Here is an 18,583-nt window from a genome sequence, read left to right on the forward strand (position 1 = left end):
CTATTTAAACTTTTTTTTCAAGTATGATAAGATAAACTAAATTTGTTTACAGACATGGAGGATGTGTAATGGGGTTACGAAGTCATCTGGCAATTGCTGCCGGCAAGACCTCCCAATGGGTATTAAAAACCTTTTTTAAAGGTGGTTCCAGTTATCCTGGACAATTAGCTTTAAAACTTGATCCACATATTTTAGATACACTGGCTAAAGATTATAGTGTAGTTGTAGTTACCGGAACCAACGGAAAAACCTTAACAACGGCGCTGACTGTGAATATTTTAAAACAGGAATTTGATCAAGTCGTGACTAATCCAACGGGTGCCAACATGGCGCAAGGGATTGTTTCAACTTTTTTACAAGCTAAAGGAAAAAAAGGCGCCAAGAAATTTGCTGTGCTGGAAATTGACGAGGCTAGTTTAAGTAAAGTAACAGAATACATTAAGCCTGAACTTTTCTTATTTACCAATATTTTCCGTGATCAGATGGATCGTTACGGCGAAATCTATACCACTTATAAAATGATTGTAGAAGGTGCTGCAAAGTCACCAAATGCACCCATTATTTGTAATGGGGATTCGCCGATCTTTAATTCCTTGGATACGTTAAATCCTCGCAAATATTACGGCTTTGACCATTTACCTGATCAGGAACAAGAAGCTCACTACAATACAGATGGTTTGTTGTGCCCAAGATGTCAGCACATTTTACGCTACCAAATGATTACCTATGCCAATTTGGGTAAATATTTCTGTCCAAACTGCGGTTTCCATCGTCCGGAGCTGGATTATAAATTAACCAAAATGTTAGGTATGGACAATACTTCTTCTGCTTTTGTGATTGATAATCAAGAGTACAAAATCGAAGTTGGTGGCATGTACAATGTCTACAATGCATTGGCTGCAACTGCGGTAGCGGAGTATTTTAACGTCTCGCCGGAAAAAATCCGCCAAGGCTTAGGTTATGACGAGAAAGTTTTCGGTCGTCAGGAAGAATTTGCTATCGGCGACAAAAAATGTACCTTAGTCTTAGTTAAAAATCCAGTAGGCTTAAATCAAGTCATTGACATGATCGGGTTAGCTCCTTATCCTTTTTCATTAGTCTCTTTACTAAATGCCAACTATGCTGATGGCATTGATGTTAGCTGGATTTGGGATGGGAATCATGAAGCGTTCGCCGAGATGGATATCCCAGCCGTAATTGCTGGTGGAGATCGTCATACCGACATGGCACTCCGTTTGAAGGTTGCTGGAATTGCTCCAGAACGACTGACGGAGAAAGAAAACTTAACAGATGTGATCGAGGCCATTAAAACGGTGCCGACTGAACATGTCTATATCCTTGCTACTTACACAGCCGTTTTACAATTACGTAAAGAGCTTGCACAAAAGGGCTACATTGATGGGGGAATGGATCGTGGCTAATTATCAATTAACAATGGCTCATTTATATGGAAATCTTTTAAATACTTATGGTGACAACGGGAATTTATTAATGTTTCACTATTACGCCAAACAAATGGGGATTGAATTAAACACAGAAATTGTCAGCATTCATCAAGCATTTGATCCGCAAAAGTATGACTTAGTCTTTATTGGTGGCGGACAAGATTATGAACAGGTCATCGTCTCTAAAGATATTCAAGATAAAAAAGAAGCGTTGACTGAATATATCGAAAACGATGGGGTGATTCTCGCAGTCTGCGGTGGTTATCAGTTACTTGGGCACTATTATATTGGCGCGAACGGTGAAAAAATCAATGGCATTGGTGCTTTAGATCATTACACCTTAAGCCAAGACAATAATCGTTTCATTGGTGATATCATCATTCATAATGAGGAATTTGACGAAACCTACTATGGCTTTGAAAACCATAATGGCCGGACCTTCTTAGGTAAAGAGGAACGCCCATTAGGAAAAGTCGTGCAGGGTAAAGGCAACAATGGTGAAGATGAAGGGGAAGGTGTCATTTATAAAAATGTTTATGGAACCTACTTCCACGGACCGATCCTTTCCCGCAACAAAGCTTTAGCAGTCAGACTACTTTATACTGCCTTAAAAAATAAATATGGTGAAGATATTATCTTACCGGAATTACCTGCTGAATAGTAAAAAGACTTGATTCTCGATGATCAGAGAATCAAGTCTTTTTTTATTTACCTGGCGTAGAAGCAATAATTTTCATTTCGCCTTCTAAGATCCAAGTTTGAATAGCTGACGGTAAAATACAGCTGGTTCCTGGTTGCATTTCATAAGTTTGTCCGTCAACAATCAGATTGCCATAGCCTTCAACAACTGTCATCAATGTATAAGCACCCTCTTTGTTAAGTGAAAGCTGACCAGCAACATCCCATTCATAGATATTGAAAAAATCAGTCTTTAGATAATTAATAATAGAAGATGCGCCATGTTTGGTTTCTTGCACTTCCAATTCCGGACTAATCGCAGGAACTGTAGTTACCTCCACTGATTGCTGCACGTGAAGCTCCCGCTTGTTCCCCTGATCGTCTTTACGGTCATAATCATACACCCGATAAGTGGTATCCGAACTTTGTTGCGTTTCTAAGATCAAAATTCCTCGACCAATTGCATGGATGGTGCCACTAGGTACATAGAAAAAGTCACCTTTTTTAACAGGTACTCGGTGTAATAAACGTTCCCACTGGCCATTTTCAATCATTTCAGCCAATTCTTCTCGTGTTTGAGCAGTGTGACCGTAAACGATTTCCGCACCTGGTTTGGCATCAATAATGTACCAGCATTCGGTTTTTCCTAGTTCGCCTTCGTGCTTCAACCCATAAGAATCATCTGGGTGAACCTGTACTGACAAGTCATCCTCGGCATCTAAAATTTTTGTTAATAATGGAAAGACATCTCCTGCTGCATTGTCAAATAATTCCCGATGTTCAGTCCAAAGCTGGTCTAATTGCCACCCTTTATATGGTCCGTTTTCAACGATACTAACGCCGTGAGGGTGCCCACTAATCGCCCAATCCTCGCCGATGCTGTCGTTAGGCAAATCAAAACCAAAAACGGTATGAAGGCGATCGCCTCCCCAAATCTTCTCTTGAAATACTGGTTTTAAAAATAATGGTTCCACGTCTACTACTCCTCTATTTGTGATATAGTGCTGCCTGTTCAGCCAGATAAACAGCTAGAATTTCATCCCGCTGGTGCAAGTATTCTTGGCGATGATCCTGCGGGTGCACACGGTTAGATAAGAAAAGAAATGCCGAGTGCTTGCTGGGGTCCAACAGCATAAATGTACCTGTGTAGCCTGTATGAAAAAGTAATGGTTGCTGATTTGAATCTCCTCGCAAATCCCAACCAAGACTCCGCCCACCACTGCCTGTTGGTGTCTGATCAGACAATAAAAATGCAATGGTACTTTCTTGCAAGTAAATCTTACCGTTAACGCTACCAAAATTCAAATACATTTCGGTAAATTTCTTTAAATCGCTCATATTTGTAAACAATCCCGCATTTCCGGCATGTTCAGCTAGCACTCTAGCCTTCGGATCATGGGTAATCCCTCTTAGTACCTCACCATTTACTAACTTTTCAGTAGGTACGATTCGTTCGTCATTCGGATTTGGCAGAAAACAGCTGTCGGTCATTTTTAAGGGTTCCAATATTTCTTTGCGAAAAATGCTGACTAGTTTTTCTTGATACAATTCCTCTAGCATAAAGCCTAAAAGAATTGTTCCTGCATCCGTGTACTTCACCTGCTCACCTAAATTTTCTCCCGATTGCAACGTCAAATATGCCGCCCGCAATTCTTGGGCATTTAATTTATCACGTTGCGGAATAAAGGTTTGAATATCCGATGTATGAGTCAGTAAATGACGCAAAGTAATACGTCCATCTCGAAATTCAGGAAGCAACTCCTTCAAAGGCTGATCCCACTCAATTTTGTTTTCTTCCCATAGCTTTAGCATCATCGTTGTTGTACAGATGACCTTAGTCAAAGAAGCTACGTCAAATAGCGCATCTTCCTCCATTTGACGAGTAATTGGTTCTATTTGTGCTAATCCCAAAGTAGTTGTTTGCTGCTTACGCCCACCAATAAATGAATAAACTACTCCCGGAAATACACCTTGCTGTTGCTTTTCTTCAATTATCTTAGTTGTATTTGGGTACATAAGCTTCCCCCTTAAGAAAGGCTTCACAAACTCGTTTACGTTTAGTACCGGCAAAGCTAATTTGCGAAGCCGGACATCGTTAACATAGCTGTAGCTTTCAATTTTGAAAACCCATACTTTTTTACATCTCAAAAAAACCGCGTTTTCACGCGGCAGTTTTGCTATTTTAAAACAAACCACCATTCAATCCCTACAGAATCATAAATAGTGATCAACGATTGTTTCTTATCAACAAAAAATTCCTTATTGTTTTCATTCAGGTGATCAACTAACGCAACTAAATCTTCTTTGCTAATGATAAATTGTAAAAAATCTAATCCTAATACTTTGTCTGTTGGTTCATCGATCGTTCCGCCGCTAGCTTGCGTTAATCCCACGTGAAAGTCCCCACGATTCAGGATGCGCAGCTTACCGTTTTCTTCGTGTACCTTTAAACCTAAAATGTCAGAAAGAAAAGCTTCTTGTTTCTCAACATCACTAACGTTAAGATGAACACGTCCAAAATACGATTGATGAATTTTTTTCTTTTCAGTTGCTTCCGCCGCTAGCGCATCTACGTCCATGTGATTCGCTTGTTCAGTCGAGCTTTTTTCATCGGGCGCATAAAAGACTTCAATTTCGTTGCCTTCCGGATCGACTAATAAAAGACCTTTTTCTTTGTCTGTTTTCAGTGCATCCTTTACTGGATATTCATTTTTTTGTGCTCGGTACGCAACATTGGCCAACTCTTCTTCATTAGGCACAGCTAATGAAAAGCGCTGCATTTTTTTTATTTCACCCTTGTGTTCTTTTGCTCTTGGACTTTCTTCTAGCCATAGTAATTCGGTCATTGGTTCTTTATAGCCTAAAATTGCTAGTTCATTTTCTTCCCGCAATAAATGAAAGCCAATAATATCCCGGTAAAAATGAATCATCAAATCGCGATCTTTCACTCGAACCGCAATGGTCTTTAGTGACAGATCACCCAAATTGAATTTCCCCATTTTATCTAATCCCTCCATATTCATACTAATTTTACCTATAGCAAGGAAATACCGCAAGCGAAAGCCATTAAAAAAAGGCGATTACCGAAAAGTATTTTTCTTTTTCAACTAATTAAGCTGTGTTTTCTGAAAAATAGCTGTGATACAACTCCGCATATAATCTCTTTTCTCTCTCACTACCTTGTGATTCCCAATTTCAATAATCTTATCATAGCCAAATAGCTTCTAACATTTAATTCTCCACACCTATTTTCTTCAATAAAAGCCGATTGTTTGACTAATAACCAATTTAACGAGAGACTACTAACTATATTAAGGAGTGAGTGCTATGATTCAAGCTTATAAGGAATACTGGAAAAATATTACGGTGATGAACGCTCGAGCAACGCGAGGGCAATACTGGTGGCCGCAAGTAGTGAACTATTTCGCACTGTTTTTATACAGCTGGCTAACGAACTTGCCAAGGTATTATGACTTTGCAACTGAATCGGTGAAAGAGATGAACATTCGTGTGGTTGTTTTCTTAATCTTATCTATTCTAATTTGGTTAGCTAACTTTACCGTTCGTGCTAGAAGACTCCATGATACAAATAAAAGCAACTGGTGGATACTATTGTATATTATCCCTATTTTAGGACCAATTATCATGTTTGTTCTGCTAATCTTACCATCCTCTGCTTTTTCACGTTGGTCACAAAATCAATCAGAACGCTACTAGAATCAGTCTTTACTTGAGGTTATGACAAAAGTGTTCAGCTCCGAGAAATAAACCGAAAATAGCTGCTCATATTTTTGCGCTTATTGGGCTTACTTACAAAAGAGCTACTTCAGTTATACCGATTATGCAATTTTCAGTGGCTGTGACGGTTTATGTCACAGCCACTTTCATGATCACCCTTAAAATTTGCCTAAATTGTGAATCTTTCCTTAAAGATACTTATTCTATTTTAAGAAGCTTTCCATAATACTTGTAATTGTTCACCTTCTGTATTAGTATCTGGACTTAGACAAAAATGAAAAAAGAGGTGGATAAATTCATGAATCTTTCTGTAACTACTCTAGAATTTTTATCCCTTGCAGCTACTCAACCATTAAATGTGATTGATCTCAGAGATCCAGAATTTTATGATACGGCTGAATTGAAAGGTTTTACTCATGTAACGCAAATCCCACTAACCCAGTTAGTGAACCAATTTACTCAATTGGATAAAGACAAAACCTATTATCTGTTTAGTCAGTTCGGTGATTATTCTGAAACAATGGCACAGTTTTTACGAGATAAAGGCTACAAGGTAGTAAACGTCATTGGCGGAGCAACAGCTTTTTCAAGCTATCTTGCCAGTTAAACAGTAAAATAAATACACCCTCCAAACCTGTTATACTAGGCTTGGAGGGTGTATTACATTTTATTAGTACTTTTTGTAAGCAAATAAATTGAGAATTTTGCAGAATTTAGATACTATAAGGTTATAACGAATGAAGGGAAGTATCTTAATGTCAAAAGTACTCGTTGTGAAAGCGCACCCGCTCACAAATGATGATTCACAAACACTTACTGTGTTAGATGCATTTATTTCTACTTATCAATCTGCCCATCCAGAGGACACGATGGAAATCGTTGACTTGTTTCAAGTCAATTTGCCGGAAATCGATCAAGATTTGTTAATGGCTTGGAAAGAATTGAGTCAAGGCAAAGAATACACCGCATTAACTTCTGACCAACAGGAGAAAGTCCGATTGTTCAATGATTTCACGGAACAATTTTTAGCAAGTGATAAAATTGTTGTTGCCAATGCCTTGTGGAATTTAAACATTCCAACCCGCTTAAAAGCTTGGTTTGACACTGTTAATGTAGCAGGCAAAACTTTTAAATACACTGCTGAAGGCCCAGTAGGCTTAACAGAAGGTAAAAAAGCGCTCCACATTCAATCTAGTGGCGGTGTTTACGATGGGAAAGATTTTTCCGCTATGTATGTGAGAGAAATGCTGAAATTTGTCGGTATTACTGATTTTTCTTCTGTTTATATCGAAGGTGCTGACTACGATCCAAACCAACGAGTTGCGATTGTCGATGCGGCGAAAGAAAAAGCAGCGGAAATTGCCAAAAACTTTTAGTAAATAATAAAAGTGGTTCACTTCTCTCTTCCAGTTAAGGAAGGAGTTGTGAACCACTTTTTTATTACGTATCATTGGGTTCTTCTTCCACCTCTTCGTCATTGTATAAAGTTGAAACACTTTTATACCATTCAAAGACATGACTAGCAATAACTTTTGCTACTGCATAGAAAGGAATCCCTAAAATAATCCCCGCTAAGCCAAATATTTTTCCGGCTGTTAGCAAAACAAACATGATCGTTACCGGATGAATTTCCAATTGACTTCCCAAGACTAATGGCGAAACGATTCGACCTTCAATCATTTGCTCAATCGCAAAGACAATAATAACCTTTAATAGCATGACTGGCCCTGTTACGATCGCGATAAATATCACCGGAATCATTGCTAAAAAAGAGCCAAGGTACGGAATCAAATTTAAGAAACCGGCTAAAACGCCTAACAAGATACTGTAATTCAAACCTACTACTGAAAAACCGATCATAAACATAACGGCTACAGCAAAAGCTACGGTCAACTGCCCGCGAATATACGATGCCAGTTGTTGATTCATTTCGCTTAATACTCGGTACGTCGGGCGGCGCATTCTGTTTGGTAGAAATGAAACCAAATAAGGTCCTAATCGTTTCCCATCTTTTAATAGAAAGAACAGGATGATTGGTGCAGTGAATAGTGCGATCACAATATTTGTGACAACTGAAACAACACTCCCTAACCCCTGTAACGTCACTCTTGAAAGATCCTGTGTTAAAGCAGTAACTGACTCCAAAATACGTTGGGCACTGTTTTCAATATATTCCTGCACCGAACGAAATGAAGGGTCTTTAAAGATCTGATCAGCTTTAGCTTCAATCGTATCAATGTAGCCAGGAAAGCTGCGGATTAAAGACTGAATCTGCTGACGAATTTCTGGTACAATTACGACAACTCCCCAGATCAGCAGTGCTAGTACAACTATAAACAGCAAGATGATGCCGTACTGCCGCTTTATCCCCTTTTTTTCTAGATAATTCACTACCGGATTCATGAGGTAAAAAAGAATACCTGCTAAAACCATTGGCAAACCGACAATTGCAAAGAATTGACCAATTGGTTCAAAAAGATACGAAACCTTTGTGAACACTAGCAGAATTAAAAGTAAGAGTAAAGTTATAATCAAGCCCACAATCACCTGATTATTTAAAAACCACTTCCAAAACCAGGAAGTTTTTTCTGTAAATTTCTTTTTATCCAAAGCATTCACTCCTACGAGAAGCTAATTTCCATTCCTACTTCAATAGTTGGTACTACTTCTGGTTCTAAATAAATACCATTCGCACTCTCATTTTCACTTTTCTTAAAGAACACCGTCGCATGAGCAAGTTCATTCAAATTTTGGTTGGCTAAATGGCCGAGTGCAGTCACCTGATAAACCTGATCGCCAAAACAAACTTCGCTGCCAATTTTCAACTCAATTTTCTGTTGGTCTTTCTTTCGCTGAACGATTGAATGAACAGCCAGTTCAGGTGTTACCGATTCGCCAAAAAGAATTAGAATCGGTTCATCGTTGATCGCTTGTTCTCCAACTCGTATAATCTCTGTTTTTGTCATGGTTCACGCCCTTTTCTAGTTTCTTTTCAATTATATCATAAACTTCTAGCTATCCAAGCCCTCTACATACTGGTAAAATATAGACAACAAATAAAGGAGGACATTATGCTTAAAACTATTCTTTTAGGAACTTATACACGGAACAAAAGTGAAGGAATCTACCAAATTCAATTAGATACTGACAAAGGAACTTTAGATAACTTAACTTTGGTTACCAAAGAAGTCAGCCCTACCTATTTAACTAAAAGCAACGCAGGCAATCTTTACTCTGTAACTACGAAAAATGAAGAAGGCGGTGCATCTAGCTACGATGCTCAAATGACTTTCTTAAATGCCGTTACTGAAGAAGGCGCACCATTGTGCTACGTAGCCGTTGATGAAGAACGCCAACTCGTCTATGGTGCTAATTATCATAAAGGCGAAGTGAATGTGTATCGTATTAAAGAGGACGGTTCATTAGAGGCAGCAGCCGCTGTTTATCACGAGGAAGAAACGGGCCCCCACGAAAATCAAAATACCGCACACGTCCACTACACCGATTTGACACCAGACAATCGTTTAGTCGTTTGCGATCTTGGAACAGACTATGTATATACCTATGATGTAGACGCATCAGGTCAAATAAAAGAAGTAGCTAAATACTTAAGCCAAGCAGGCTGTGGACCACGTCATTTAGTTTTTCATCCAGAAAAAGACATCGCCTACTTGTTCGGTGAATTGAATAATACAGTTACTGTTCTTGCTTATCAGCGTGAAGACAGCAGCTTTTCTCCTTTACAAACACTTTCTACCTTACCGGAAGATTTCACAGGCGAAAGTGCCGGAGCAGCCATTCGTATCTCCAACGATGGGAAGTTCCTCTATGCTTCCAATCGGGGACATAATTCAATCGTTGTCTACCAAGTTTCAGAAGATGGAACATCCCTAGAAACGATTCAATTCATCTCTACCGAAGGCGATGGTCCAAGAGACTTTAATTTGACACCTGAAAATGATTACGTTGTTTGCGGCAATCAATCTACCGACAATCTAACCTTGTATCGCCGTGATTCTGCTACCGGCTTATTAGAGTTGGTGCAAAAAAATATTTATGCGCCAGAATGTGTTTGCGTATACTTTGACTAGAAAGGGTTTTGCGAAATGGACAAAGAAGAAGTAATTGAACGTCTTAGCAAAGATTTAGGAATTCCACGCTTCACTGGAAAAATTGAAGACAAAGAATTTACTGAAGAAGAATACCAAAAACTAAAAAATGATTTAAATAATTATTTTGAAAACTATGTAAGAAATATTGAGAACTAATGGAAGAACCTGCAAAAGCTAGTTACAGCTTTCGCAGGTTTTTTTCAAGGTACAAAAAACCACCGACTGGGGATCGGTGGAAAAGGAGTAAATATTTAAGGAGAAAATACTTACGTAATGAAAAGAAAAGGTTGTTTAGGTATGAATATACTATAACCTAGACAACCTTCTTTGTATTTAAAGTACAATTACATTAGAATTAGAAAACATTTGTTATGTCTGCTACCAGCTCTTATTTAAGCAAAAGATTCGTAATTTTTTGAATAGTTTTGTAAATAACGTCCGTTGCATTGTCTTGCTTTTGTTCTGCTGCATCGAAGGCTTCAACATTGACTTCTGGTACTAAGCTGTCGGTCATTTCCTGACAACCAGCTACGTACTCAGTATACGCTTTTTCAAATTTCTTGTGATTTCCCATTACTTTTGCAGGTGGTTTTAACAACTTGATTTTTTCAAGATTCAATTGATAAAATTTAGTTCCTTCCGCAAATAGCTCATGGATTTCAGAAACTCTTTCAGAATCGAGTTCTTTCTTCTCATCAATTGCTGTCCGAATTTCTTCGTAACTAGGGTGCAGCTTTTCACCCATTTCTTCGGTATTTTTTATAAGTGCATTAATTTCTCCAGCATAAAATCCTACGTTTGGACGCATAAAATCTCTCCTCATATAAATTATTAAAAAAAAGCTGCCGCAAAGCGACAGCTTTCCTACTAGCTATTATACCTTAATTCATCGTTTTGCGTTGAAAGAACTTCACAATTTCTACAATTGGAATAATCGCAAAGGATGCACCTAATACTGTACCCCATTGATATAGATCAAGATGAGCTACCCTAAAGATATCATTCAGTCCGGGAACCACGATGATAACCATCATTAAGACAAATGACAGCAAGATTGCCCAGTTGAAGGTTTTGTTGCGGAATGGTCCGACTTTAAAGATCGATTGATGCACTGATTTTACGTTAAAGGCATGGAACAGTTGCATCAAGCCTAATGTCGCAAACGCCATCGTCAAAGCATCAGAATGGATTGCATCATAGGTATTGTGAACTGGCCATTGAATCGCTGACCAATAAACAAACAACACCGTTGCACCTTCTAAGATCCCTTGGTAGATAATACTAGAGAATACGCCACCTGAGAATAGGTTAGAGTTACGTCCACGTGGTTTATGCAGCATTAAGTCTTTTTCAGCAGGTTCCATTCCTAGAGCAATAGCTGGGAAGGTATCCGTTACTAAGTTAATCCACAACAAGTGAATTGGTAGTAATGTATCCCAACCAAACAAGGTTGCTAAGAACAAGGTCAATACTTCACCTAAGTTAGCTGCCAATAAATACTGAACAGATTTTTGAATATTTGAGAAGACTTTACGTCCTTCTTCAACTGCTACAACGATTGTTGCAAAGTTGTCATCGGCTAAGACCATGTCAGAAGCACCTTTAGATACTTCAGTTCCGGTGATACCCATACCAATACCAATATCAGCTTGTTTCAAGGCAGGCGCATCATTGACACCGTCACCAGTCATAGCTACTACTTTGCCTTCTGTTTGCCAAGCTTTTACGATACGAACCTTATGTTCCGGTGATACTCGAGCATAGACAGAATAGTTCGTCACTTTTTGAGCAAATTCTTCGTCACTCATTTCATTTAATTCTGCTCCCGTTAAAACAGCTGCATCATTGCCTTTTTCGACAATTCCTAAACGAACTGCAATTGCTTCAGCAGTGTCCTTGTGGTCACCTGTGATCATGATTGGACGAACGCCCGCTGATTTAGCTACACGAACCGCTTCAGCTGCTTCAGCCCGCTCAGGATCGATCATCCCCACAAGTCCAGCAAAGATTAGATCATTTTCAATGATTTCTGATTCCATTTCAGTTGGAATTTGATCAACCATCTTATAAGCCATACCTAACACACGCAAAGCTTGTTGTGCTAAGTCAGTATTATTAGTCAAAATATCATTTTTTTCTTTTTCAGTCATTGGGATAACTTTATCGTTTATCAGTACGCCAGTTGCACGAGTTAATAATACATCTGGTGCACCTTTAACAGCTACTAAATACTTGCCGTTCGCTTGTTCGTGGATGGTACTCATTAGCTTACGATCAGAATCAAATGGTAGTTCCGCTACCCGCTTTTCTTTTTTCGTTTCTTCACGAACATCAAAGCCGCGATCTAAACCAAATTGAACCAAAGCCGTTTCAGTCGGATCACCAATTAAATTGCCTTCTTGACTGAATTTCGTATCATTGGCAAAGTTCATCACTTTAATCGCCATTAAATCCTTCGGCATCTCTTCTTTTGCACCAATTTGCTGGTTGTTAACATATAGTTTTTCAACCGTCATTTGGTTTAAAGTTAACGTCCCTGTTTTATCTGACGCGATAATATCAGTCGAACCTAATGTTTCAACTGCAGGTAATTTACGAATCACTGAGTTCCGTTTGGCCATTACTTGAGTACCTAAAGCCAAAATAATTGTAACAATCGCAGGCAGTCCTTCTGGAATAGCCGCAACTGCTAGTGAAATCGATGTTAAGAACATTTCATCCCAAGAAGTTCCATTGATTGCAATCCCTACGACAAACATAATTGCCGCAATGACAATAATTGCGATCGTTAAGAATTTCCCAAGCTGATTCAAATTGTTTTTCAATGGTGTTTCCGTTTCGTCAGCCTGTGCGAGCATGTCAGCAATTTTACCAACTTCAGTGTTCATCCCTGTACTAACTACGACACCACGGCCGCGGCCATAAGTTACGTTACTGTTAGAAAAAGCCATATTGATTCGATCGCCAATACCTACATCCTGCTGATCGATAACAACCATTTCTTTTTCAACGGGAACAGATTCTCCGGTTAAAGCAGCTTCTTCAATTTTCAAGGAAGCAGCTTCTAATAAACGCAAATCAGCTGGAACTACGTCTCCGGCTTCCAACATGACAACGTCTCCGGGAACTAATTCTGTTGATTTAATTGATTTTACATGATTGTCCCGTAGAACATTCGCATTTGGAGTAGACATTTCCCGAAGCGCTTCGATCGCTTGCTCCGCCTTGGATTCTTGCAGTACACCCATTACTGCATTAATGATTACAACTGCTAAAATAATGATTGAATCCACTACTTCATGGGAAACAACGGCTGAAATAATCGCCGCAAAAATCAACACGATGATCATCATGTCTTTAAATTGTTCGAAGAATCGAGCGGCCATACTTTTCTTTTCGCCTTCATCTAGCTCGTTTGTACCGTATTCTTCGATTCTTTTTTGAGCCTCGCTTGAAGACAAGCCTTCCTCTGTTGATTGCAACTGGTTTAAGACAGTTTCTGTGTCTTCAGCGTAAAAAGGATGGGACAATTGCTTCTTTTTCTCCTCTGACATGTTCTTCCTCCTTTATTATTTTGCAACACTAGTCTACCTTAGTTCCTGAGAAAAAGGAAAAAAAATAGACTTGTGTATGCTTAAAAACATACATAAGTCTCACTATTTAAGACAACACCAGAAATTTCTTTCTTGTTGGTGGCGTTGCCACAGCTTTAGCTGCTAGTTACTCCCTCATGACTAATACAAAGAGAATTATAACACGATGAATCGTAAGAATTCAATCTTTCTTTTAAGATAAAAGGCTTTTATCTAAACTTTTTGTCCAAAAATCCTGTTCATTGCCTTGTTCCATGCCCATGATGAACTTTTCCCGCACATCACTGTAGTCTTTTGAGAGTGCTGTAACCAGCTGCTTTATCTCTTCACGCTTGGTTTGCTTGTCTACTGGACAGGGATTAAAAACGACAGGGATTTCTTCACGCTTCACAAAACGGATCAATTGCTTTTCTTCTATATAAATCAGTGGACGAATCAAAGTTACACCTGTTTTCGTCAAATAGCTCTTAGGTTCAAAGCTATTTAAGCGACCGTGAAACAAAAAATTCATGAAGTAAGTTTCAATTGCATCGTCTAAATGATGCCCTAGAGCTACCTTTTGACAGCCTAATTCTTTGGCACGATTGTATAAAATTCCTCGTCGCAGTTTGGCACACAGTGAACAAGGTGAACGCTCTTTACGAATGTCAAATACAACTTTTGCAATATTAGTAGGAACTACCTCCAGCTGGTAACCAAGCTTTTCTACAAATTGCTGCATGGGAGAAATATCACAGCCTTCAAATCCCATGTCCAAACAGATCGGAACTAATTCAAAGTCAAAACCTAAACGGCCTTGACTACGAATTTGTTCCAATAAGTAAAATAAGGAAGTGCTGTCCTTACCACCACTCATGCCCACAGCAACCTTGTCGCCTGGCTCGATCATTCGGTGATTCAAAATCGCCCGTCGCATCGGATTATAATAGGTTTGATTGTCTTTTTTCTTAAAGCTCATAATTACTCCTCAAAAAAATTTTCTCGCAGGCTATATTGTTCACCCGCTGTAATATCGTATTGAATCATTTGATAATCTTGATACACTTTTTCTTGCGACTGGTTCAAGCGTGCCGTTTTCTGCCACTGTCCAGCCTGGTAATACATGCCTTTTTCAAATGCTGGAATATCCTCTTGCAAGGCTAACAATAATTGATGAAATCCCGTTGTTGGCATACCCGCTTGATTAAATAAATCCGCCGTAAAGTAGAAGGGACTGGTAACAACCCCTTGCTGATCTTGATTTGACAACTGATGTTTGTTGTCATATAAGAAAAATTCCGTTTCATGTAATGTATGACCGGCATTCTCTGCTTGAATGGTATCATTGTATATCCCTGGCAGATGGTCTCCCCAGAAAACCACCAATGTTCGTTGATCCAAACTATCTAGTCTTTCAAGAAAAGCCTTCAAAGATTCACTGGCGTAATAGATATCTTGTAAATAGTTATTCATTGAAGACGTATTGTTGCCAATTGCCTGAAAATCAAGGTCATTATATTTTCCATCATACGGCAAATGTGTCTGCATCGTTACCAAGTGAATAAACTGCGGACCATTTTGTGCAAGCAGATTCCAAATCTCTTCATAGGCTGAGGCGTCAGAAATGTACGGGTTGTTTTCTTGTTTATCCGTATACTCCATCGTATCTTCATCCAAAAATTGATCAAACCCCAAAACCTCGTATACATCCTTACGCTTGTACATCGATGTATTGTAAGGATGGATAGCCGTAGTTTGATAATTTCTTTCCTTTAACAAAGAAACCAGCGAAGGTATTTTTTCCATTTTAGGCACTAGCATAGTATAAGGAGTCGTCATCTGTGGATTAAATAGTTCCATTGAAAAACTAGTCAATGCTTCAAATTCAATATTGGCTGTGCCTCCACCATAGTTTTGCGAAAGCATTTGACCACTGTAAGTATTGTCAGCAATCGTTCGATAACCGGCTAGCGGATCGCCGCCATTAATCTCGATCCCCGCTAAACGACTAGGATCGGAAAAACTCTCGTTCATAATATAAACAATGTTCGGCGTTTCCTCAGAAGTTGCTTGGTCAACTTCTAAATTATACTTATCAACGATCTCTTTGACAGCTTCTTGTGAATAGCCCTCTGGTTCTTCCATCGGCTCTACCCGTAAATTGTACAAAAAACCGCCCATGAAACCCGTATTATAATAATTCATTTCTTGACTATAGGGAATCCACAAAGCCGTTTTATTGTAGGCTTTACGCAGTAAATTGTCCGGGCTGTTAAAATGACTAATATAAACCAGAGACAAGCTGCTGATAACCAATATCATCAACCGAACGATTTGGGTCCGTTTAGTCAATTTCCTACCTCTATAAATACTGAAAATGGTGATTGCTACGCCTGCGCCTAATAGTATCAAAAAACCAGCAAACAGGGGCCCGCCAACAATATCGCGAATCATTCCAAATTCAGCAATCATCTTTAAGTCATCGGGATAAATTGGTTCAGAGCGGTATTTCATTTTAAGAAAATCGGCGATACCAATCCCCACAATCAAGAACGTATAAAATAAGCTGCCGAATAAAAAAGACCCCATAATACTTGTTAAAAATAGGTAGAGCAGCAATAAAACTAAGCAGCCTAAGAAAAACTTCTCTGTATGCCAAGAAAAAGCAAATTTAAAAGCTAGATCAAAAGAAAAGTCATTCTGGGCTAATTGTAAGAAGAGATTGGAGATAATAATTAACAAGATTACTGCTAAAATACTACCAATGATTTTGATCAATTTTTTATGTTTGCGCAATTTATTAATATAAGTCAACTCCTACTAATTCAATCATGGATTATTTTAGCTAGAAATCAACTAAAAGTAAAGCTGCCCTTAGCGATGCGGGTTATTTAGCACACGCACGCGCTTCATGGCTTCTAACTGTTGTAATTCGTTTGCTGCAGCTTCTAGTGTTTCTGAAGCTGCCGTTTCAACATCAATAATTACATAAATAAACTCCTGTTTTCGATTACTGATCATATCAACAATTGCTAATTCATACTTGTAGAAGATGCCAATAATTTCCTGCCACATTTTCGGTTGATTCTCGTAATACAGCGTAAAGCGCAAATCCCCTCTAAAAGGTAGCTTTGCTGTCGGAAAATTGACTGAATCTTTCACTGTCCCGTACAATAGAAAAGCCCTAAGTCCCTTGGCTGCTGCTTCTCCGCTCCCACTAAGCGCTTCTTCTGTCGTTCCACCAATATGGGGTAATTGCAAAACTTTTTCCTGACCTTGCAGCTTCTCTTCAGGGAAATCAGTAATATAGCCAGCTAACTGCTCATTTGCGATCGCCTTTAACACCGCTGAACTATCCACGATTTCTCCTCGACCAAAATTTAACACATAAGCAGTGTCTTTCATTTGTTTAAATTCTCGATCTGATAGTAAATGCTGAGTATTTTCTGACAACGGCAGCAGAACGACAATATAGTCAGCTTCCTTTAAGATCAGATCCAACGACGCAAATTCCATACTATCACTTTCAGGGTCATTGCGAGCATAGCCTAAGACGTCCATTCCTAGCTCATAACAGCTTTCAGCCACTAAAGAACCGATTGCTCCGATACCTAAAAGTCCGATCGTCTTGCCCTGCAATTCCTGTCCAACATAATCTGAGCGCTTTTCTTCTGCTGTCGTCAAAAGATCCTCACTTTTAAGTCGTTCCACCATTTCAGCAGCTTGGAAAATAGGACGGGCTGTTAACAATAGACTGGCTAAAACTAATTCTTTGACTGCATTGGCATTTTGCCCTGGTGTATTCATGACAATCGTCCCATTTTGACTAGCTGCTGACACATCGATCGTGTTTACACCCACACCTGCTCGAGCAACTGCTAACGTTTCAGCTTTCAGCAAATCACTTTCGACTTCACCGCTACGAACCAGTAAAGCATCCGGTGCTTTGTCAGTTAGCTGAAAATGTTTTTCATCCAGTGCCTTCAACTGTTCATTTTCAAATTCGGCCAATAATTGAATTTTATACATTTTCTCACCTCTTTTAAGATAGGCTTCGCAAACTTCTTTAGCTTTGAGATCCTAAAATTAGCTTGTGAAGCCGAATATTGTAACTATTGTCTTAATATAGATTTTACAAAAATTAAAACGTTACTCATTCCACCTATTAAAAAAAGAAACTGGAAGTTTTCGCTCCCAGTTTTCTAAAATGAATTATTTCCAAAAATCGTCAAAAATTGTGATTGGTAAGTGACGTTTATGTTCTGTCTTGTTCCACCAATTTTCAATCGTTTCACGCGCTTTTTTGCTGATCTCTTTGCCTTCTAAGTAATCATCAATATCATCATAAGTAACGCCTAAAGCTACTTCGTCAGCAATTAACGGTTTGCCATCTTCTAAATCTGCTGTTGGTGTTTTTAAGTAGATTGCTTCTTCAGCCCCTAATTCCTTCAGCAACATTTTTCCTTGGCGTTTGTTCAAACGGAAAAGTGGCAGAATATCCGCACCGCCATCACCAAATTTAGTAAAGAAACCTGTAATATTTTCAGCTGCATGGTCAGTACCGATAACCGCTCCATTATTATCGCCAGCAACGCCATATTGCGTAATCATCCGTTGCCGAGCTTTTATATTGCCTTTGTTAAAATCACTAACAGTCACACCTGCTTCTTCCAAAGCTGCTACTTGTGCATCCACAGCTGGCTTAATGTTTACTCGCAGGCTAACATCTGGCTTAATGAAGTTCAACGCACGTTGTGCATCTGCCTCATCTGATTGTTCCCCATAAGGTAAACGAATAGCAATGAATTGGTATGAATTATCTCCAGTTTCTTGACGCATTTCTTCCATTGTCAATTGCGCAATACGTCCAGCTAATGACGAATCTTGCCCGCCACTAATTCCTAAAACCAACGATTTCAAAAAAGGGTATGCTTTCAAATAGGCTTTCAAAAAGTTAATGCTTTTCAAAATTTCAGCCTTTGGATCAATTGTTGGTTTAACGCCTAATTCCTTAATGATTTCATTTTGTAATGTCATT

18 protein-coding genes are annotated in these 18,583 nt (G+C 38.9%); 7 read left to right on the forward strand and 11 right to left on the reverse strand.

Annotated features, from left to right (window positions below):
- Positions 1-68 precede the first annotated feature (68 nt).
- Positions 69-1,421, forward strand: a complete 1,353-nt coding sequence (locus tag IGI42_RS04850; protein WP_438714616.1) for a MurT ligase domain-containing protein — start codon at positions 69-71, stop codon at positions 1,419-1,421.
- The gene (locus IGI42_RS04855; RefSeq protein ID WP_438714617.1) at positions 1,414-2,106 is read left to right on the forward strand and encodes a type 1 glutamine amidotransferase; all 693 of its coding nucleotides are present in this window, start codon (positions 1,414-1,416) and stop codon (positions 2,104-2,106) included. The genes IGI42_RS04850 and IGI42_RS04855 overlap by 8 nt, the downstream gene beginning before the upstream one ends.
- A gap of 43 nt (positions 2,107-2,149) precedes the next feature.
- Here the strand turns inward: IGI42_RS04855 and manA are convergent, their stop codons facing one another.
- From manA to IGI42_RS04870, 3 genes are all read right to left on the reverse strand, one after another.
- The gene (manA, locus tag IGI42_RS04860) at positions 2,150-3,097 is read right to left on the reverse strand and encodes a mannose-6-phosphate isomerase, class I (RefSeq protein WP_438714618.1); all 948 of its coding nucleotides are present in this window, start codon (positions 3,095-3,097) and stop codon (positions 2,150-2,152) included.
- A gap of 13 nt (positions 3,098-3,110) precedes the next feature.
- Positions 3,111-4,139, reverse strand: coding sequence for a serine hydrolase domain-containing protein (locus tag IGI42_RS04865; RefSeq protein ID WP_438714619.1), 1,029 nt, complete (start codon positions 4,137-4,139; stop codon positions 3,111-3,113).
- Positions 4,140-4,300: 161 nt separating this feature from the next.
- A complete protein-coding gene (locus tag IGI42_RS04870) occupies positions 4,301-5,122 on the reverse strand; it encodes a VOC family protein (protein ID WP_438714620.1) in 822 nt (273 codons plus the stop codon).
- 328 nt (positions 5,123-5,450) lie between these two features.
- Here IGI42_RS04870 and IGI42_RS04875 point away from each other — a divergent pair, with 328 nt between their 5' ends.
- From IGI42_RS04875 to IGI42_RS04885, 3 genes are all read left to right on the forward strand, one after another.
- On the forward strand, positions 5,451-5,840 hold the full coding sequence (locus tag IGI42_RS04875) for a DUF805 domain-containing protein (protein WP_438714622.1): 390 nt from the start codon (positions 5,451-5,453) through the stop codon (positions 5,838-5,840).
- A gap of 319 nt (positions 5,841-6,159) precedes the next feature.
- Positions 6,160-6,468 (forward strand): rhodanese-like domain-containing protein, encoded by a 309-nt coding sequence (locus IGI42_RS04880; RefSeq protein ID WP_438714623.1) that lies wholly within the window; start codon positions 6,160-6,162, stop codon positions 6,466-6,468.
- A gap of 148 nt (positions 6,469-6,616) precedes the next feature.
- Complete coding sequence (locus tag IGI42_RS04885; protein ID WP_438714624.1) at positions 6,617-7,237, forward strand: NAD(P)H-dependent oxidoreductase; 621 nt, start codon at positions 6,617-6,619, stop codon at positions 7,235-7,237.
- A gap of 64 nt (positions 7,238-7,301) precedes the next feature.
- Here the strand turns inward: IGI42_RS04885 and IGI42_RS04890 are convergent, their stop codons facing one another.
- On the reverse strand, positions 7,302-8,471 hold the full coding sequence (locus IGI42_RS04890; protein ID WP_438714625.1) for an AI-2E family transporter: 1,170 nt from the start codon (positions 8,469-8,471) through the stop codon (positions 7,302-7,304).
- Between the two features lie 11 nt (positions 8,472-8,482).
- Positions 8,483-8,827: a PTS glucitol/sorbitol transporter subunit IIA gene (locus IGI42_RS04895; protein WP_438714626.1), complete on the reverse strand. Its 345-nt coding sequence runs from the start codon at positions 8,825-8,827 to the stop codon at positions 8,483-8,485.
- A gap of 105 nt (positions 8,828-8,932) precedes the next feature.
- Between IGI42_RS04895 and IGI42_RS04900 the strand changes: the two genes are divergently transcribed.
- Together IGI42_RS04900 and IGI42_RS04905 are read left to right on the forward strand one after the other, a co-directional pair.
- On the forward strand, positions 8,933-9,952 hold the full coding sequence (locus IGI42_RS04900) for a lactonase family protein (protein ID WP_438714627.1): 1,020 nt from the start codon (positions 8,933-8,935) through the stop codon (positions 9,950-9,952).
- A gap of 15 nt (positions 9,953-9,967) precedes the next feature.
- Entirely contained in the window at positions 9,968-10,129 is a 162-nt protein-coding gene (locus IGI42_RS04905) for a hypothetical protein (protein ID WP_438714629.1), read from the forward strand.
- Positions 10,130-10,361: 232 nt separating this feature from the next.
- Here IGI42_RS04905 and IGI42_RS04910 read toward each other — a convergent pair whose 3' ends face one another.
- From IGI42_RS04910 to nadE, 6 genes are all read right to left on the reverse strand, one after another.
- Positions 10,362-10,781 (reverse strand): hypothetical protein, encoded by a 420-nt coding sequence (locus IGI42_RS04910; RefSeq protein ID WP_438714630.1) that lies wholly within the window; start codon positions 10,779-10,781, stop codon positions 10,362-10,364.
- 73 nt (positions 10,782-10,854) lie between these two features.
- Entirely contained in the window at positions 10,855-13,527 is a 2,673-nt protein-coding gene (locus IGI42_RS04915; protein WP_438714632.1) for a cation-translocating P-type ATPase, read from the reverse strand.
- Positions 13,528-13,759: 232 nt separating this feature from the next.
- A complete protein-coding gene (locus tag IGI42_RS04920) occupies positions 13,760-14,524 on the reverse strand; it encodes a tRNA 2-thiocytidine biosynthesis TtcA family protein (RefSeq protein ID WP_438714633.1) in 765 nt (254 codons plus the stop codon).
- A gap of 2 nt (positions 14,525-14,526) precedes the next feature.
- Entirely contained in the window at positions 14,527-16,359 is a 1,833-nt protein-coding gene (locus IGI42_RS04925) for an LTA synthase family protein (RefSeq protein ID WP_438714635.1), read from the reverse strand.
- A 60-nt stretch (positions 16,360-16,419) separates the two neighbouring features.
- Positions 16,420-17,574 carry an NAD(P)-dependent oxidoreductase gene (locus tag IGI42_RS04930; protein ID WP_438714637.1) on the reverse strand — a complete coding sequence of 385 codons (1,155 nt, stop codon included), beginning with the start codon at positions 17,572-17,574 and terminating at the stop codon, positions 16,420-16,422.
- Positions 17,575-17,757: 183 nt separating this feature from the next.
- On the reverse strand, positions 17,758-18,582 hold the full coding sequence (nadE, locus tag IGI42_RS04935; RefSeq protein WP_438714639.1) for an ammonia-dependent NAD(+) synthetase: 825 nt from the start codon (positions 18,580-18,582) through the stop codon (positions 17,758-17,760).
- Between the last annotated feature and the right edge of the window lies 1 nt (position 18,583).

This window comes from Enterococcus sp. AZ109 (assembly GCF_051714625.1).
GTDB lineage: Bacteria > Bacillota > Bacilli > Lactobacillales > Enterococcaceae > Enterococcus_A.

Coding starts and splice junctions, on each gene's coding strand:
- IGI42_RS04850 (WP_438714616.1), top strand. CDS start 69: ATGGGGTTACGAAGTCATCTGGCAATTGCTGCCGGCAAGACCTCCCAA.
- IGI42_RS04865 (WP_438714619.1), bottom strand. CDS start 4,139: ATGTACCCAAATACAACTAAGATAATTGAAGAAAAGCAACAGCAAGGT.
- IGI42_RS04870 (WP_438714620.1), bottom strand. CDS start 5,122: ATGGGGAAATTCAATTTGGGTGATCTGTCACTAAAGACCATTGCGGTT.
- IGI42_RS04875 (WP_438714622.1), top strand. CDS start 5,451: ATGATTCAAGCTTATAAGGAATACTGGAAAAATATTACGGTGATGAAC.
- IGI42_RS04880 (WP_438714623.1), top strand. CDS start 6,160: ATGAATCTTTCTGTAACTACTCTAGAATTTTTATCCCTTGCAGCTACT.
- IGI42_RS04885 (WP_438714624.1), top strand. CDS start 6,617: ATGTCAAAAGTACTCGTTGTGAAAGCGCACCCGCTCACAAATGATGAT.
- IGI42_RS04895 (WP_438714626.1), bottom strand. CDS start 8,827: ATGACAAAAACAGAGATTATACGAGTTGGAGAACAAGCGATCAACGAT.
- IGI42_RS04900 (WP_438714627.1), top strand. CDS start 8,933: ATGCTTAAAACTATTCTTTTAGGAACTTATACACGGAACAAAAGTGAA.
- IGI42_RS04905 (WP_438714629.1), top strand. CDS start 9,968: ATGGACAAAGAAGAAGTAATTGAACGTCTTAGCAAAGATTTAGGAATT.
- IGI42_RS04910 (WP_438714630.1), bottom strand. CDS start 10,781: ATGCGTCCAAACGTAGGATTTTATGCTGGAGAAATTAATGCACTTATA.
- IGI42_RS04915 (WP_438714632.1), bottom strand. CDS start 13,527: ATGTCAGAGGAGAAAAAGAAGCAATTGTCCCATCCTTTTTACGCTGAA.
- IGI42_RS04920 (WP_438714633.1), bottom strand. CDS start 14,524: ATGAGCTTTAAGAAAAAAGACAATCAAACCTATTATAATCCGATGCGA.
- IGI42_RS04930 (WP_438714637.1), bottom strand. CDS start 17,574: ATGTATAAAATTCAATTATTGGCCGAATTTGAAAATGAACAGTTGAAG.
- nadE (WP_438714639.1), bottom strand. CDS start 18,582: ATGACATTACAAAATGAAATCATTAAGGAATTAGGCGTTAAACCAACA.